Origin of the sequence: Myroides oncorhynchi (assembly GCF_020905415.1) — a bacterium.
Taxonomy (GTDB): domain Bacteria; phylum Bacteroidota; class Bacteroidia; order Flavobacteriales; family Flavobacteriaceae; genus Flavobacterium; species Flavobacterium oncorhynchi_A.
On the sequence record NZ_JAJJMP010000001.1, the window covers coordinates 2,595,100 to 2,611,504 of the forward strand.

General features: G+C 34.0%; 13 protein-coding genes. 7 read left to right on the top strand and 6 right to left on the bottom strand.

What is annotated here, in order from left to right; genetic code table 11:
• Position 1: 1 nt before the first annotated feature.
• The gene (locus tag LNQ81_RS11365) at positions 2 to 778 is read right to left on the bottom strand and encodes an enhanced serine sensitivity protein SseB (protein ID WP_229946808.1); all 777 of its coding nucleotides are present in this window, start codon (positions 776 to 778) and stop codon (positions 2 to 4) included.
• Between the two features lie 116 nt (positions 779 to 894).
• Entirely contained in the window at positions 895 to 1,986 is a 1,092-nt protein-coding gene (locus tag LNQ81_RS11370) for a M42 family metallopeptidase (protein ID WP_229946809.1), read from the bottom strand.
• Between the two features lie 81 nt (positions 1,987 to 2,067).
• On the opposite strand from LNQ81_RS11370, the gene LNQ81_RS11375 reads away from it, so the two are divergent.
• The 5 genes from LNQ81_RS11375 to LNQ81_RS11395 all read left to right on the top strand — a co-directional run bounded on the left by LNQ81_RS11375 (position 2,068) and on the right by LNQ81_RS11395 (position 7,083).
• On the top strand, positions 2,068 to 2,763 hold the full coding sequence (locus LNQ81_RS11375; protein ID WP_229946810.1) for a DUF4294 domain-containing protein: 696 nt from the start codon (positions 2,068 to 2,070) through the stop codon (positions 2,761 to 2,763).
• A gap of 47 nt (positions 2,764 to 2,810) precedes the next feature.
• Positions 2,811 to 3,896 (top strand): DNA polymerase III subunit gamma/tau, encoded by a 1,086-nt coding sequence (dnaX, locus tag LNQ81_RS11380; RefSeq protein ID WP_229946812.1) that lies wholly within the window; start codon positions 2,811 to 2,813, stop codon positions 3,894 to 3,896.
• A gap of 26 nt (positions 3,897 to 3,922) precedes the next feature.
• Positions 3,923 to 4,663: a hypothetical protein gene (locus LNQ81_RS11385; protein WP_229946814.1), complete on the top strand. Its 741-nt coding sequence runs from the start codon at positions 3,923 to 3,925 to the stop codon at positions 4,661 to 4,663.
• A 40-nt stretch (positions 4,664 to 4,703) separates the two neighbouring features.
• A complete protein-coding gene (locus LNQ81_RS11390) occupies positions 4,704 to 5,546 on the top strand; it encodes a CvfB family protein (RefSeq protein ID WP_229946816.1) in 843 nt (280 codons plus the stop codon).
• A gap of 625 nt (positions 5,547 to 6,171) precedes the next feature.
• The gene (locus LNQ81_RS11395) at positions 6,172 to 7,083 is read left to right on the top strand and encodes a helix-turn-helix transcriptional regulator (protein ID WP_229946818.1); all 912 of its coding nucleotides are present in this window, start codon (positions 6,172 to 6,174) and stop codon (positions 7,081 to 7,083) included.
• A 187-nt stretch (positions 7,084 to 7,270) separates the two neighbouring features.
• Here LNQ81_RS11395 and LNQ81_RS11400 read toward each other — a convergent pair whose 3' ends face one another.
• From LNQ81_RS11400 to LNQ81_RS11415, 4 genes are all read right to left on the bottom strand, one after another.
• Positions 7,271 to 8,647: a RagB/SusD family nutrient uptake outer membrane protein gene (locus LNQ81_RS11400; RefSeq protein WP_229946820.1), complete on the bottom strand. Its 1,377-nt coding sequence runs from the start codon at positions 8,645 to 8,647 to the stop codon at positions 7,271 to 7,273.
• A 12-nt stretch (positions 8,648 to 8,659) separates the two neighbouring features.
• The gene (locus LNQ81_RS11405; protein WP_229946822.1) at positions 8,660 to 11,707 is read right to left on the bottom strand and encodes a SusC/RagA family TonB-linked outer membrane protein; all 3,048 of its coding nucleotides are present in this window, start codon (positions 11,705 to 11,707) and stop codon (positions 8,660 to 8,662) included.
• A 320-nt stretch (positions 11,708 to 12,027) separates the two neighbouring features.
• Positions 12,028 to 13,383, bottom strand: coding sequence for a sensor histidine kinase (locus LNQ81_RS11410; protein ID WP_229946824.1), 1,356 nt, complete (start codon positions 13,381 to 13,383; stop codon positions 12,028 to 12,030).
• A 130-nt stretch (positions 13,384 to 13,513) separates the two neighbouring features.
• Entirely contained in the window at positions 13,514 to 14,188 is a 675-nt protein-coding gene (locus tag LNQ81_RS11415; RefSeq protein WP_229946826.1) for a response regulator transcription factor, read from the bottom strand.
• Between the two features lie 247 nt (positions 14,189 to 14,435).
• Between LNQ81_RS11415 and LNQ81_RS11420 the strand changes: the two genes are divergently transcribed.
• The gene (locus tag LNQ81_RS11420) at positions 14,436 to 14,963 is read left to right on the top strand and encodes a hypothetical protein (RefSeq protein WP_229946827.1); all 528 of its coding nucleotides are present in this window, start codon (positions 14,436 to 14,438) and stop codon (positions 14,961 to 14,963) included.
• Between the two features lie 275 nt (positions 14,964 to 15,238).
• Positions 15,239 to 16,381 (top strand): sensor histidine kinase, encoded by a 1,143-nt coding sequence (locus LNQ81_RS11425; protein WP_229946829.1) that lies wholly within the window; start codon positions 15,239 to 15,241, stop codon positions 16,379 to 16,381.
• Positions 16,382 to 16,405 lie beyond the last annotated feature (24 nt).

The window sequence follows — 16,405 nt, forward strand, 5'->3', positions numbered from 1 at the left end:
ACTATTTTACATAGAATGGTTCTGCTTGATTGTAGAAATAATCACTGAAGTTTCCATTCTTTTCTAACTTTATAATATCTATATATTCCTCTTTAGCTAAGTGTGGTTTACATAGTTCTGATATAATATCTGCCACTTCTTTAAAGTTAGCTAATTCTATCTCACTCTCGATAGCAAAAATATAATGAGGTTCTTTATCTAGTATTTCATTAAAAGTCCATCCAATGTAAGCTGATTTTATCAAATCGTTTTTAGAGAATATTTCTTTTAATTCTTCGATTAATGCTTTAGGTTCTGTTTCTGGTTTACCTATTTGTACATTCATTTGTGCTTTTAAGATAGGGCTGTTTAGGGTATTAAATATACTGCCATTTAACATTTCGGCTATCTCTTCTACAACAAGTTCTTTGTACACTTTAGAGAAAGGGTTTACGATAATACTAGCGCCTAAAGTCATTTCTAAGAATGCTCTACTAGGGACTTTCATATAATCCATTTCTTCATGTATAGCTCCACCGTCATAAATTCGATCTGGATGAGTGAAAACAGGAATGCGATTATTCTCAAAAGCTATAATTGCAGGAGGATTATTATCGTCAAAATTATTATTTCCAGAAGGGTCTTTTTCTACAAGTACATAGATTTGATCTTTTAAGAAACGATTGTAAAATACAATTCTGTACTCAGGATTAGTACCTGCTAGCTCTATGATTTGAGCTAAAGTTAGATTTGTGTTTAATTTGGTACTTGTATTCTTATTGCGATTGTAATTCGACATTATCTAAAGGTATTTTTATTCAAAGATAGAGGATTTAATCATATTCCTTTGATTTGTTTGTACGAAATTGGCGGGAAATTGATAAAAAGAAGGCAGCTAAAAGCTGCCTTAATGTATTATTTAAAGTAAGAAAATGTTTCGTTATTCTCTATTTTAAGAAGTGTTTCGTAGATAAGCTTGATTGTATTTTCTACATCATCTCTATGTACCATCTCTACTGTAGTGTGCATATACCTCAGTGGTAATGAGATTAGAGCAGAAGCTACTCCTCCATTGCTATAGGCAAATGCATCAGTATCTGTACCAGTCACGCGTGACATTGCATTGCGTTGGTATGGGATGTTATTAAGATCAGCAGTATCTTCAATTAATTCTCTTAAGTTATTCTGAATAGCAGGAGCATATCCTATTACAGGACCTCTACCGATCTTATTATCACCTTCTATGTTTTTGTCTACCATAGGAGTGTTAGAATCGTGACATACATCAGTAACTATAGCGACATTAGGTTTGATTGTTTGTGTGATCATTTCGGCCCCTCTTAGTCCCACTTCTTCTTGTACAGCGTTTACGATATAAAGACCGAAAGGAAGTGTTTTGTTATTTTCCTTTAATAGACGTGCTACCTGTGCGATCATAAATCCACCCATTCTGTTGTCAATAGCTCGACATACGAATCTATTTCCATTTAAGATAGTGAAGGTATCAGGATAGGTGATTACACATCCTACTTGTACACCTAGTGCTATTACCTCTGCTTTAGTATCACATCCTAGATCGATAAAGTTAGTCTCTATTTTAGGTGATTCTTCTTTGCCAGCCCTATTTCTAATGTGGATAGCTGGCCATCCGAATACTCCTTCTATGATTCCTTTTTTAGTATGGATATGTACTCTTTTAGAAGGGGCAATCATGTGATCACTACCACCATTTCTAACGACATGAATAAAACCATCGTCAGTAATATACTTAACATACCAAGAGATTTCATCAGCGTGTCCTTCGATAACGACTTTATAAGGAGCATCAGGATTAATGATTCCTACTGCAGTACCATAAGTGTCAGTGAAAAAGCTATCTACATATGGTTTTAGGTATTCCATCCACGTCTTTTGATTATTTGACTCAAAACCTGTAGGAGAGGCATTGTTTAAATATGTTTCTAAAAACGCTAGTGAATTGTCATCTAAGATTGTCTTTGTATTCATGAATTTATTTTTTTGCTAATTTACCCAATACATTATTATTACTCAACAAAAAGAGATAATTTTGATGTATATTTTAAAGTTATGAAAAAGCTTTTGTTGTTTGGGTTTATTATAGTGAATCAGTTGCTAATAGCACAAGAGAAAGAGCTAGTGCCCGTACCAGATATATCACACGAAATCATTGTTAATGGAGATACAATACAGGAGTATGCTATCCCAGAAATCTTCATAGGGGTCGATATAAAAGATGAAAAATATCGCCGCGATATGATTATCCTTCGCAATAGGCTAAGAAGAGTATATCCGTATGCTAAAGCAACAGCTGAGAATTTGGTTATCTTAAATGCCAACTTAGAGAAAATGTCAAGTAATGGTGATAAACGTAGATATATTAAACGTTCACAGAAATACTTAGAAGAACAATTCACAGAAAAGTTAAAGAAATTATCACGTAACGATGGTAAAATACTGATTAAGTTAATAGACAGACAGACAGGACAGACAGTTTATAAGCTTATCAAAGAGTTTAAGAGTGGATGGAAGGCATTTTGGTCTAATACTGCAGCGAGAACTTTTAGTCTGGATTTAAAATCAGAATACCATCCAGAACTTTATTTAGATGATTTTTATATTGAAGTACAATTACAATATTTGTTCTATAGTTTTGAATTAGAAAATAGGCAACCTCATAAGCCTATTAATCTGAATGAACTGAGAAAACAGTGGTCTAAAAAGATTAGTACTGAGGAGTTTTTCCCAGCAGAGTTAAGAGAATAATTTCCGTATTCTAAAAAATAAACTACCTTTGCGATAATAAGACACCTATGGAACAATTTATCGTATCTGCCCGTAAATACAGACCACAAACCTTTAGAGATGTAGTAGGACAACAAGCTATTACAAGTACTTTAGTTAATGCTATTGAGAGTAATCACTTAGCACAAGCTTTATTATTTACAGGACCTAGAGGGGTAGGGAAGACTACTTGCGCGCGTATTCTAGCTAGAAAGATAAACCAAGAGGGGTATGACGATCCAAATGAAGACTTTGCATTTAATGTATTTGAACTAGATGCTGCGTCTAATAACTCAGTGGATGATATCAGAAGTCTTATTGATCAAGTTCGTATCCCGCCACAGACAGGAAAGTATAAAGTATATATTATTGATGAGGTGCACATGTTGTCTTCAGCTGCTTTTAATGCATTTTTAAAAACATTAGAAGAGCCACCACGTCATGCTATCTTTATATTAGCGACTACAGAGAAACATAAGATTATACCAACTATCTTATCGAGATGTCAGATTTTTGATTTTAAACGTATCACTATTGCTGATGCGGCTAATCACTTAGCTCTAGTGGCTAGAAGCCAAGGGGTCAATTATGAAGATGATGCTCTTCGTATCATTGCTCAGAAAGCAGATGGAGCTATGCGTGATGCTTTATCTATTTTCGATAGAGTAGTATCATACTGTGGGCGTAATCTAACTAGACAAGCTGTAGCTGAGAATCTGAATGTATTAGACTTCGAGTACTATATTCGCATTACAGACTTTATCTTGCAGAATAATATACCTGCCTTGTTGATAGCTTATAATGATATTCTATCTAAAGGATTTGATGGTCATCACTTTGTTTCAGGATTAGCTTCTCATTTTAGAGATTTGATGGTATGTAAAACTCCTGAGACGATAAGTTTATTAGAGATAGGAGATCACGGGAAACAGCTTTTTGAGATACAATCTCAACATGCTTCTATGTCTTTATTACTACAAGCAATAGAGGTGGCAAATGACTGTGACTTAAAATATAAAACTAGTCAGAATCAGAGATTATTAGTGGAGTTATGTCTTATGCAATTAGCGTCTTTATCTTTTGAAGGCGAAAAAAAAAAGATAAACAATTTATAATACCTGCTTCTGCACTGAGAGAGTTGTTGCAGAACGTTATACCTTATCAAGAAGTATCACTAAATCAGCTCGCGAACAATAGTGCTTATACCGTTGATCAAAGAGGTGGTAATGATTTAATTCCTATTGCTACTGTTAGCAGTGATAGTAATGTAAGCTCGCCTGTTTATCCTAATAATACTTTTAGTGAACAGGCTAGTAGTGTGGTTACTCAGGAGGTTGTAAACTCGCAGTCTGAGCATAGCGCTCCAGAAACTACTCAAAACAATTCTGTGCCTAATAATGTCGAAAATCAACAACCTAAACGAACTTCTGCACTGTCATTAAGCAGTATTAGAAATAGAAAAGAATTAGCTTCTTCTTTAGAAAAACATGTAGTTAATCCAGATGATTTACCAAAAGAACCATTTACTTATAATCAATTGATGGATGAATGGAATTATTATACAGATCGTTTGTTAAGAGGAGGGTTGCCGTTAATGGCTTCGCTTATGGGAATGGCTAGACCAGAGTTAAAAGAAGCAAGAATAGAGCTAGAATTGCCTAATGCAGGTTCTAAATTAAGCTTTGAAGAGAATAAGTATGATTTAGTTAACTACTTAAGGAAAAAGTTACAGAACTTTGATATCGAGCTTGTTATTTTTGTGAACGAAGAAATTAAGCTAGTTAAGAAAGTATTGGATTCTAAAGATAAGTATCAACATTTCGTATCTATTAATCCAGAAGTAGAAGTGTTAAAAAATATGTTTGATTTAGAGATTAGGTAAGAAGTAAAGGTATTTTACAATAATTAAGATATAGAAGATTATGATAAAAATAGGAGATGATAATAAATTAAAAGTAGCTCGTTTTGCTAGTTTCGGACTTTATTTGACTGATGGAGAGCAGGAAGTTCTTTTACCAACTAAATACGAGACAAGTGATTATAAAGTAGGAGATGAACTAATTGTTTTCGTTTACTTGGATCAAGAAGAAAGACCTGTGGCAACTACTTTAGAGCCAAGAATATATGTGAATGAGTTTGCTTTACTAAAAGTTAACTATATAAATGATTTTGGAGCCTTTATGGATATGGGGCTTGAGAAAGATTTGTTTGTGCCTTTTAGAGAACAAGCTAGACCTATGAAGGACGGAAACAAATATCTTATCTATATGTATCTTGATGATCAGACTAATCGATTAGTTGGTTCTAGTAAATTAAAACAGTTTGTCGATAATAAAGATATAACTGTAAAAGAGGGAGAGGAAGTAGAGTTAGTCGTATCTCATATAACAGATTTAGGGATTAATGTTATTATAAATGAGAAACATGCAGGGCTTATGTATAAGAATGAGGTGTTTGAAGAATTACATACTGGTGATCGTATCTTAGGATATATTAAATCAATTCGTCCAGATGGAAAGATTGATGTTAGTAGAACTAAAGTAGGATTTGGAGGAATAGCTGATGGAGCAGATGTAATTATTAGAGAACTAGAGCATAATAGAGGTTTTTTAGGGTTGACAGATAACAGTCATCCAGAAGATATCAAGACAGTCTTAAATATGAGTAAGAAAACATTTAAGAAAGCAGTGGGAACCCTTTATAAAGAAAGAAAGATAGAGATTAAAGAAGATGGTATTTATTTAGTAAGACAACCATTGTTGTAAAAAATATTAAAAGAGTTGAGTTTTTTATTCAACTCTTTTTTTGTGCTTATAAGAGGCTATAAATCTTTGTTTACTCAATTTTTCTCTTGTTTCACTTTTTTTTTGAACTTTAAGTGCTCTTAAAAGAATAAGTTTACGTGTTTTTTCAGTAGAATGAAAGAATTGTTTTTAAGTCCCCAATGATGCCTATTTTTTAATAGGCATTTTTATTTGGTTGCAAAGAACAAACCTTATAGGTTAGTTTTCTAAATCAGAGAAATGGGGGTAGGTAGATAAACGAAAAATAATTATACAAAGTAGGTCTGAATTAGATAAAAGCATCTTAAAGTATGGTTATAGAGTGAATGAAAGAGATATGAGATAGAATTTCTTTGTCATATTTTGCTATTATGGGGGTTTGGATTAAACTACTAATGATTCTGTTTTATATTTTTTTAATAAAAAATACAACAGTATAAATAATTCTTAACTAAGAAAATATACAGTTTCACCCAATTTTTTAATAGCTTCTATTTTATAGAATTACTTTTGTATCCCAATTAGATAGTTTTTTATATTCAAAATAAAAACTACTTTAGTTATTGATAAAAAATACAACTATCACTTAATTTTAATTGGGGTTAAAATGAAGAAATTACGCTATTATTTTTTGGTATTAAATTACCTAAACCAAAACCATTATCCTTCACGGGAAAAACTGTTAGAGTACTTAGCAAGTTATGATATCGATATTAGTGAACGTACATTATATCGTGCACTTAGTGACTTGTCTACAGAGTTCGGAGTAGAAGTTTCTTTAGATAATACTAAAAAGGGGTACTATATAGCTCCTAAGTATCTAGCGACAGCTAATCAGGTTCTTTTACAACTTAAAGATTTAGTTACAACTGATATATTAAATGCTCACAATGGATCAAAGTCTGGAGGATCTATTTTTATAGATGCAGAATCAAAGAAAGGGGTAATACCTATTGATGTAGTTAGGCTAATTTATACAGCAATGACGAAGAGCCAAAAGATATCGTTTACTTATACAAATCATCTGAAAGGTAGTTCAAGCCATTTAAAAATTGCACCTATTCTTTTTAAACAATTTGAAGATACATGGTATGTAGTTGCCATTGAGGCGGATAATAGTTATACTACCTATTTTCTTGACACTATTTCGGATGTGAGAATAGAGAATGAAAAGTTTAAAGCATGTTCTGAATCAGCTAGAGATAAGTTTAGTGAGATTATTGGTCTTAATTTTACGGGGCGTGATTTAAATGAAGTTGTACTATCTTTTGATAAACATCAGAAGAATTTGCTACAAGCTAGTCCTCTTCATTCTTCACAAGTTATTGGTGATGATTTGACTAATGATCGTCTAATAGTGACTCTAATGGTAAAACCAAATTTTGAGCTTAAACAGCAAATTATGAAGTTTGGTAAACTAGTGAAAGTTATCTCACCAGTAGATCTGAAAGAAGATATTATAAAAGAATTGCGTTTTGCTTTAGAGCAACACGAAGAAGAATACATAAAGCTACATTAGTTTGGGGGAATTAATGTAAGAAGTTGTCCTGTATATGATAAGTTATTATTAAGTCAAAATATACAGATACAACGGTTAGTTTGTTTCTAAGGAAATAGCAGGCGGGGGCCTGCTATTTTCGTTTCTATAAAGAAGAAGACCGCTCACTAGGAACGGTCTAATTCAATCACTTTCTTACTAAAAGATCTTAATATTTTAAATCAGGGTTTACTTGTATTTCTTTCTGTGGGATAGGTAGTTGATAATATGCTGCAAAAGGACTTATGATCGATTCATCAGTATCTACCGCTAGATCTTGTTTCTCTCTCTCTAGAGGCATTCCTAGTCTCTTTAAGTCAAAGTATCTATGTCCTTCAAAAGACAGCTCTAAGAAGCGTTCTTGTAAGATATCACTTAAGCTTACAGTATTAAACTTAGCTACATTCTTGATCCTATTTTCTTTCAATGTATTAATATCTGAAGTAGCACCTTGTGAATTACCTACTTTAAGTAATGCCTCTGCACGGATTAGATACATTTCGCTAATTCTAAATACCTTGTAATCATTAATACGATCGTTAAATGCACTACCATCATATTTACTGATTATATCGTCATTTTCAACACCGAAATAGTGTTCATACCTCATATCATTGATTGTATCAAATTGATCTCTTAACTTTTTAGAAGCATAGTATAAAGTCTTACCACTACTGAAGTCATACCAGAAAATGTTTGGTCTGATATTATCGTCGTTATTGCGTTTAAGCTTAAAAATAATCTCAGCATTAGAAGTATCTTCCCAGATTCCTTCAAATTCGCTAGCTGATGCAAGAGGATATTTATTGATTAACTCAGTTGTATATTGATTAGCCTTGTCATAATCCTTTCCATAAAGCGATACACGTGCTCCTAAAGCGATAATAGCATCGTGACTAAGGCGAATATTAGAGTCTGTCGTTAAGTGCTCCTGTGCCTCGTTAATATCGTTCCATAGCTGTTTATAGAAGTCAACTAAGGTTTGTTTACTTGGTTTTTCGTACACATCAGATTTCGTCTTATACGGTATGGTATAAGCGTTCATCCCTAAGTACTCAGACTGTCCGAAGATACGGTGTAACTCAAAGTGTACTAAGGCTCTTAACCCGTGTAGTTCTCCTTTCAACTCTATTAACTTCTGATTATCTGCTTCTGATGTCACAGGTACTCTATGTATATTTTCTAAAAGAACATTTACTTTATACACACTGTGGTAATAGTCGATCCATATCTGTTGTAAGATATCGTCGTCAGCGCTAAATGTCCATCTGTTGATATTCACAGCATAGGAATTAACTCCTGCATTACCTGGAGCCAACTGACAGTCATCTGCCATAACAGACCCTATAAGTGTATTATAATCAATGTTTAACTGTGTGTATGCTCCTAATACACCATATTCAAACTGTTTGACTGAACTGTAAATGTGATCATCACTTACAGCATCTTTAGGATCTATATCTAGCATACTATCACAACTCTGAACGCTTATAGCTCCGGTGATAAGTAATACAGCAATATTGATTTTATATAAGATTGTTTTCATTTGTTGTCGTTTTTAAAAGATTACTTTTATTCCAGCTGTTATCGTGCGTGGTAGCGGATATTCGTATTGGTACCAGTTGTTGTCATCTTCAGGATCTTGTCCTTTGAAGTTGGTCCACGTCAATAAGTTTTGTCCTTGAGCGAAGATGTTTACCTCTTTGACCACCTTGTTCCACTTGCCGAAATCTTTAAACTTGTAGTTGATGTTTAAGTTTCTCAGTTTTAAGTAATCTGCTTTTTGCAATTCTCTATCTGTCATATAACGAGCGTACTTAGCACTCGGGTTATCGCTTACATCACCTGGGTTTTGCCACATATCTAACATCCCTGTTGATTGGTTATAGATACGGTAAGTCTGATCTGCTGATGTTCTGTAAAATTCTCCTGTATTTAGACGATACATTCCTTTAATGAATGAGAACAATGCACTTACTTCTAAGTTTTTATATTTAAAGTTAGTTGTGAAACCTCCTTTTATAGCAGGATCAAAACCTCCTTTTACTAACACAGCATTATCAGGGTCATAAGTACTAGTGATATTTCCTTCTTTGTCATAATATAGCGGTGCACCAGTCTGCTGATCTACACCAGCCCATTTGACCATATAGAAGTGACCTACCTGTTTTCCTACTTGATGGATAGAGTAGTCCTCAGTGATGATTTCGTCCTCGTCACCTAAGCTTAAGATTTTGTTTTTGTTATAAGCGAAGTTCACTCCTAAGTTAAAGGTGAAATCTCCACTTCTAATCACATCCCCTGATATTTTAAACTCAATACCACGGTTTCTGATTTTACCCATATTATCTGCTATAGATTCAAAACCTGAAGTATTAGAAAGTGTTCTATCTAAGAATAAATCACTCGTAATACGGTTGTAAAAGTCAACTTCTCCAATCAATCTATTGTTAAAGAGACCGAACTCAACTCCTATATCTAGAATCTTATTCATCTCCCAGTTGTACTGGCTATTACCTGGTGAAAGTGGGTTAAAGGCTGTACCTCCATTATACTGTCCAGGTCCGTAAAGACGGCGATAACCGAAGTCACTAGCGAACCCATTTGCATTACCTGTCAGACCATAACTAGTTCTAAGACGCGCCATAGAGATAATATCTATATCCTGCATAAAGTCTTCCACTTTCATATTCCAACTACCCCCTACGGCATAGAAGTATTTATATCTATTGTTACTCGGTACACGAGATGAACCATCTCTTCTCAAACTAGTAGATAGGGTAAATCTGTTCTCATACGAATATCTCAATAAACCTATCTGAGATAGTAGCAGATTCTCAGATGCTCGTCCTTCCACTTTAGGGATAAAGTCATTCTCCGGCGTACCTGGCGTGATACCACCCGCAGTGTGATCTAACCCATCTATTAATCCATATCCTGTAAATCCGTGATAGTTATACTTCTGTCTATTCATTTCCATCAATGCGATAGCCTCTAGCTCATTAGCTCCCCATCTGTATTTATAGTTGGCACCGAAGTTAGCCATTAAACCAATGTTCGTTTGATCACCTTGACTATACATCCCTTGTCCACCTTCTTCTACTAAATCACCGAAGTAGGTATCAGGCTTGATAATATGTGTGTTACTCAGTTTCGTATAGTCAACTCCAAGTGTACTTGTCAGTTTTAAATCGTCAGTAATGTCAAAAGAGAAGTTCCCTGCTAATACCGCTTTTTGTTGTTTTTCTCTTCTGCTAACGTCATCATACATAGCTAATGCATTCGTACCAAACCTATTTGCTCCTGGTGTTAGTTTTCCATTCTCGTCATAAGGATTCTCATATGGAAGAGCGAAATACATAGAGGCTACAGGATTAGTCTCACTCACATCGAAGTCAGACTCTGAAGTCTGGCTATTGATATTCGCTAAGTTGATGAAGAAGTTAGAGCTTAATCTACCAGACTTATTGTGGATATTACTATTCACGTTGAACTTCTCTATGCCTGAGTTATACAGTACCCCATCTTGTTTGAAGTAGTTCACAGAAGTATAATGTTGTGTCTCTGCATTACCCCCTTGGAAGCTAAGGTTATGAGATTGGTTAATCCCACGTCTCATTAGTTTCTTCTTCCAGTCGATATTCGTTCTTCTAAGCTCTGCTAGACGCAAATCTCCATCTGCATAGTCAGCCTCTGTCTTAGCTGTCTGTACACCATTGACTACTTTATAAGGGTTGTTTCTAGAATACGCCCATCCAGGTAAGTCTTGATCTTGAAGCATTTCTTCAAACTGTAGACGTTGGTTGGTATTCATCATATCCCATTTGCTGTTATTCGCTTCAGAATATCCGTATTGGGTTTGGTAAGTGACACGCATTCCATCATTATCACTAGGCCCTTTTTTAGAGGTAATCACGATTACTCCATTTGCTCCACGAGAACCATACTGAGCAGTCGCAGCAGCATCTTTAAGCACAGTGATATCTTCGAAATCATCTGGATTAAGCGCTGAGAAGGTAGCCGGTGAGATAGGTATTCCGTTTAATACATACAGTGGATTAGTATTCTCATCCTGCATAGATCCGATACCACGGATAGTGACTCTACCAGGAGTACCTGGCTGTCCAGAAGGAGAGGCTACATATAGTCCGGGTACTTGCCCTTGAAGGGCTTGATCCATCGAACTCACTTGTGATCTATTGATCGCTTGCGCCTCTATTTTACTAACGGCACCTGTAGTTTTAGAGCGAGACTGTTTAGTATATCCCGTTACTACAATACCTTCTAATATATTATCTTCTATATCTAAGTCTATAAATGAAGGGTATGCCCCCGCTTTTATAGTAATCTCTTTATCAAAGTAACCGATATATGATAAGCGAAGTTTTATTTCTTTTAAATCGTTGTTTTCTAATTCGAACTTACCATCGTCTTGTGTAAGATCTACTGCATCGTTAGTGATATTTTCGATCATAACACCTGGTAGAGGAAGAAGCGTTTCGGCATCTCTCACCACGATAGGAGCTTTCTTTTGTTGTGCGTAGCTGCTTAAGGTCATAGCCATAAATAAGGCAAGTGACAACAGCGATCTTTTAGTGATATGCATAAATAAGTTATTGTTTTATTTAACAGTACAAACTTATTTCAAGGTAATTAGTATGGTCTTAGAAGGATATGAGTAGAAGATTAAAAGGAGATTAGAAAAATTTAATGTAAGATAGAGGTTAACAGTAATCGGTTAACAGTGAACAGTTTTCATCTGTCGTTTAATAGTTAGATAATCTTAGAAAGTATAATAAACTCTTACAACAAACAACATCACGACATCACAACTCCACAAAAAAACAAAAGAAAAAAAACAGCGAGTATAGATGACTACACTCGCTGTTACGAATTATAATTTAGATAATGATTGAGACATTTGTTTTAAACGCTTTTAGGTATCTTAAGAACGACTGTTGTTCCTGCCGCTAATTCAGAGTCTATGGTTAGTTGCCCTTTGTGCAACTGAACTATTTTTGACGCTAAAGACAGTCCTAAACCAGTCCCTTTAATACCAAATGCATTACTAGAACGGTAAAAAGGGAGAAATAGTTTGTCTAGGTCTTCTTTTTTTATTCCGATACCTTGATCTTTGACCATAACGATGATATTATCCTTATCTGTATCTAAGATTAATTCTATAGGTTCGTTCTGTGAGAATTTACTTGCATTTAGTATCACATTAGACAAGGCAAGTTCTAATAGACCGCCATTGCCATTAAAGAATAGCTTGTGAAGTTCTTGATCCGTATTGATTGTTATCTCTAGGTTTAAGTCTTTCTGTGCGGCTATCAAGTGATCTATCATTGTCCACCAGAACTCTTCAAAAGCGTGTTTGTGTAACGGATAGACAGAACTATCTAGCTGAGATAATGCTAGTAGATTATTAATCATCTGATCCATATGGGTAGCATCGTGTACTACTCCTTGTAATACTGTGATGTATTCTTGTTCAGAACGCGATTGTCTCAAGGCTATCTCCGCATTGCCCATTAGAGATGCAATAGGTGTCTTTAGCTCGTGTGAGGCATGGGATACGAAAGCCTGTTGGTTGTCAAAAGAGTCTTGTAATCTTCTAAACAACTCATTAATGGTCTCGCTAAGTATACGTATCTCATCTTTAGACATATCCTGTGTGGGGATAGGGTAGAGGGTAGAGATATTCTTCTTCGAGATGTGTTTGTTAATACGGGTAATGGGTATCAAGAAATAACCAGCAAACAGGCGAGATAGAAAAAAAGTAATCAGTAATGCAATAACTAAGCTAATGAGCATCACTGTTCTGAGCTGCTGAAGTGCAGCAACCCCCTTCTCATTTGCCGCTTTAGCCATCACGATAAAGTCACCAGAGTTATCTCTATAGAAGATTCCCACTACATAGTCATCTTCCATCTTAGTATATACTTTTTTCTTATCGACTACCTGTCCTAGAGTAGCTTTGTCCCATTTGAGATCTCCTTCTTCTATAAAAGTAGGCTCATAATTAATGTCATAGATTCTTATCTCCTCTTGAGGTAGAGTACGTGGGTATTTGCGTAAGACTTCGTCAAACTCTGCTTTTGTAAAGTTGTCTTCAGCTAGATAGTTATGCCCTACAGTGAATGCTCTATCTTCTAATTGTTTAAAGAACGTATTCTGCCAATGATTAGAAACAACAAAGTACACTGCCACTAATACCCCTAATAAGAGGATAGTAAATAGCCCTGAGAATTGAAGAGAAAGTCTATTGCGTATTTTCATTTTTATTGTTTTTTGTGAAGTCGTGATTTTGTTAATTAGGACACTTCACTAAATTATTGACCTCACTAGTGTAATACTTTTTTAAACACAAATTAAAAACCGTACACCGTACACTGTTAACCAAATAAAACTATTCATCTTTTAGTATATACCCCATACCAATAACAGTATGAATTAATTGGGTGTTGTATTCCTTATCTATTTTTCGTCTCACATAGTTGACATAGACATCTATTAGATTAGTCCCTCTGTCAAAACCTATTCCCCATACAGCTTCAGCTATCTGAGTACGCGTTAATACTCTATTCTTATTGACTAAGAAATACTCTAATAGCGTGTATTCTTTCTGCGTTAGTACAATATCTTTATTCGCTCTAGAGACTGATTTTTTATAGGTATTCATTACCAGGTCAGCTGCCTTATACTCTAGGGTAGGCATCGACATCGTGTTTCTACGTGTAAGGGCTTTTATACGCAGAAGTAATTCTTCGAAGTGAAACGGCTTCGTTAGATAATCATCTGCTCCCATATTAAATCCTTTTACCTTGTCATTTAGCGTAGATAATGCTGTTAACATCAGGATAGGGATATCACCTTTGTATTTTTTGATCTGTTGACACAGTTCGAATCCGTTCATATAAGGAAGAATAACATCTAATATAATCAGGTCAAACTCTTGTTCCATCGCTAGCTGTAGCCCTATCATCCCATCATAGGCAAAGGCTACTTGATGTTGACTTTCTTCTAGTCCTTTTCTGATAAAGTTAGATACACTTACCTCGTCTTCTATTAAAAGTATGTTCATAGGGCTGATTTTTATAACAAAGCTAAAGCATATATCGAGCCACTAGTGAAGCATTAGAGAAATTTAATCTACGGTTAGAATTTACTTAGAGAGTTGTATTAAGGTGGATTATAAGTATCAATACAATGGCAAGGAGAAAGTGATTGTATTGTTGTTAATGTGAATGTTATTAGAATGTTATGTTTTTATTGGCATGGCAGTAATTAGATTTTAATAGCGTACTTTTAAATGAACCAATACTACTAATATGAATGAATTTTTACGTTATCGATTTCTGGTAGATTCAGGAGTAGATGTTTTCTGTAAGAGCGAAATAAAAAGTCTGCAAAAGGTTTTTAGATTTTCTGATGATTATTTTCGTTTTTTATTGATTAATGGCAATTGGCCTCTAATTACAATATCGACTAATATCAGTTCTTCTTGTATGTATGATAATTTGGTTTTTTTAGAGCAAACAAATGAAGATTGTATTTTTTCACCATATATTTTTATTGTTGGAAGATGGACTGAAGATAAATTAATAGGAGAGGTTTTAGTGGGATCACATAAAGGAGCTATTGTTCTAATCGAAGAAGATAAGTATTGCGATATAGATAGTATTGAAGAGTTACTTGAAGATTTAGATATAGATAATGTAGAGTATCATCTCCAGTGCGATTTTAAAACTGTTAATACCTTATTATCAGAAGAACTTGGAATTATTAAGCTTTTAGAGTGTTCTTTTATAGACTTTTTAGAGAATAGGTTATTAGTCACAGGTGAAATAAGATGCTAGTGCTGTATTTATCGTAATTTTTTTTAGAAATTTTAGCTGTGAATAGTGTAGTCCATTGGTATTGCACTATTTTTTTTACTTTTTCCGTCAATGTTTTTTTCGCATTGAATGCATTATTTTTGAGAATTAAAATTCGTAATACGGTATTTTTTGTTCAAGTTAGTTAGTCATTTTTCCGTTTCAAGTAATTATATATCACTTTGGGTAATGTTAAATATACAGATATAGAAATATAAAAGTACTTTTGTTAAGTCTAGATTCTATAATAGGCTAATGTGGAATTTAGATTAAAAGAATTTAATAAAAGTATGGCGGCAAAGAAAGTAAAAGAAGAGTCAATGTTTTTAAGGCATTATAGGCTAATGGTTATACCATTAGTATTTGTTCTTTATTTGTTTTCCCATTTTCTATTAAATCCATATGACGCAGATTGGGTTACTATGGATGTGAAAGAGATGTGGGAATCAGCTTTAGTATTGTTTATTTATTGTATGGCTATTACAGAAGTTAGTTTACAGTTGAGTAAGGTGCTAAATAAGTTTTTGCCATGGGACAAGTTACCTGTTATGCGCGTGGTAGTTCAGTTTGTTCTGCTTATTTTATTTATATTTATTATATATTTTGCTATCAATTTTGTTTATATCTATTTATCTCCTTATGAGTCATTTGACATTATAGATTTGGAAGCTAAAATAGATATTTGGCAGTCCTTGATTATTAGCTTTAACACAGGTATTTTTATTAGTGCTATTCATACTGGGTATTTTTTGATTAATAATTGGAAAAAATCTATGGTAGATGCTGCAGATCTAAAATTAAAAGCAGAACAGTTAGAACGTATTGCAAGTCAGGCTGAACTAGAGTCTTTAAAAATGCAATTAGATCCACATTTTCTGTTCAATAACTTTAGTACTTTATCAGAGTTAGTTGTTGAAGACCAAGGACTGGCAGTTAAGTTTATAGATAATTTGTCATTAGTATACAGGTATATGTTGTCTAATGTTAGGAAGAATACAGTTAGTCTTTTAGAAGAATTAACTTTTGTAGAATCATATTTCTATCTTATTAAAGAACGAATGGGAACTAAAGTTGTTCTGAATATTAACGTGTTAGAAGAAATTAAAAAGAACTTCTTTGTAGCTCCTATTGCTATACAGTTGTTAGTGGAGAATGCGGTAAAGCATAACAGTGTCTCTAAAGATCATCCTTTAATCATAGACATTTATGTAGATGGTAACTATGTAGTGGTGAGTAATAATATACAAGAGTTAGTAGTAAATCTTCCATCTTCTAAAGTAGGGCTAACTAATATTAAAGAAAGATATCGTCTATTAAGTAAACATAAGGTAGTTATAGAGAAGACAGAAAGTAATTTTATGGTAAAATTACCTTTGCTTATAAATAAGAATGATAGATAATAATTAGCTATAAAGAAAAGTAAA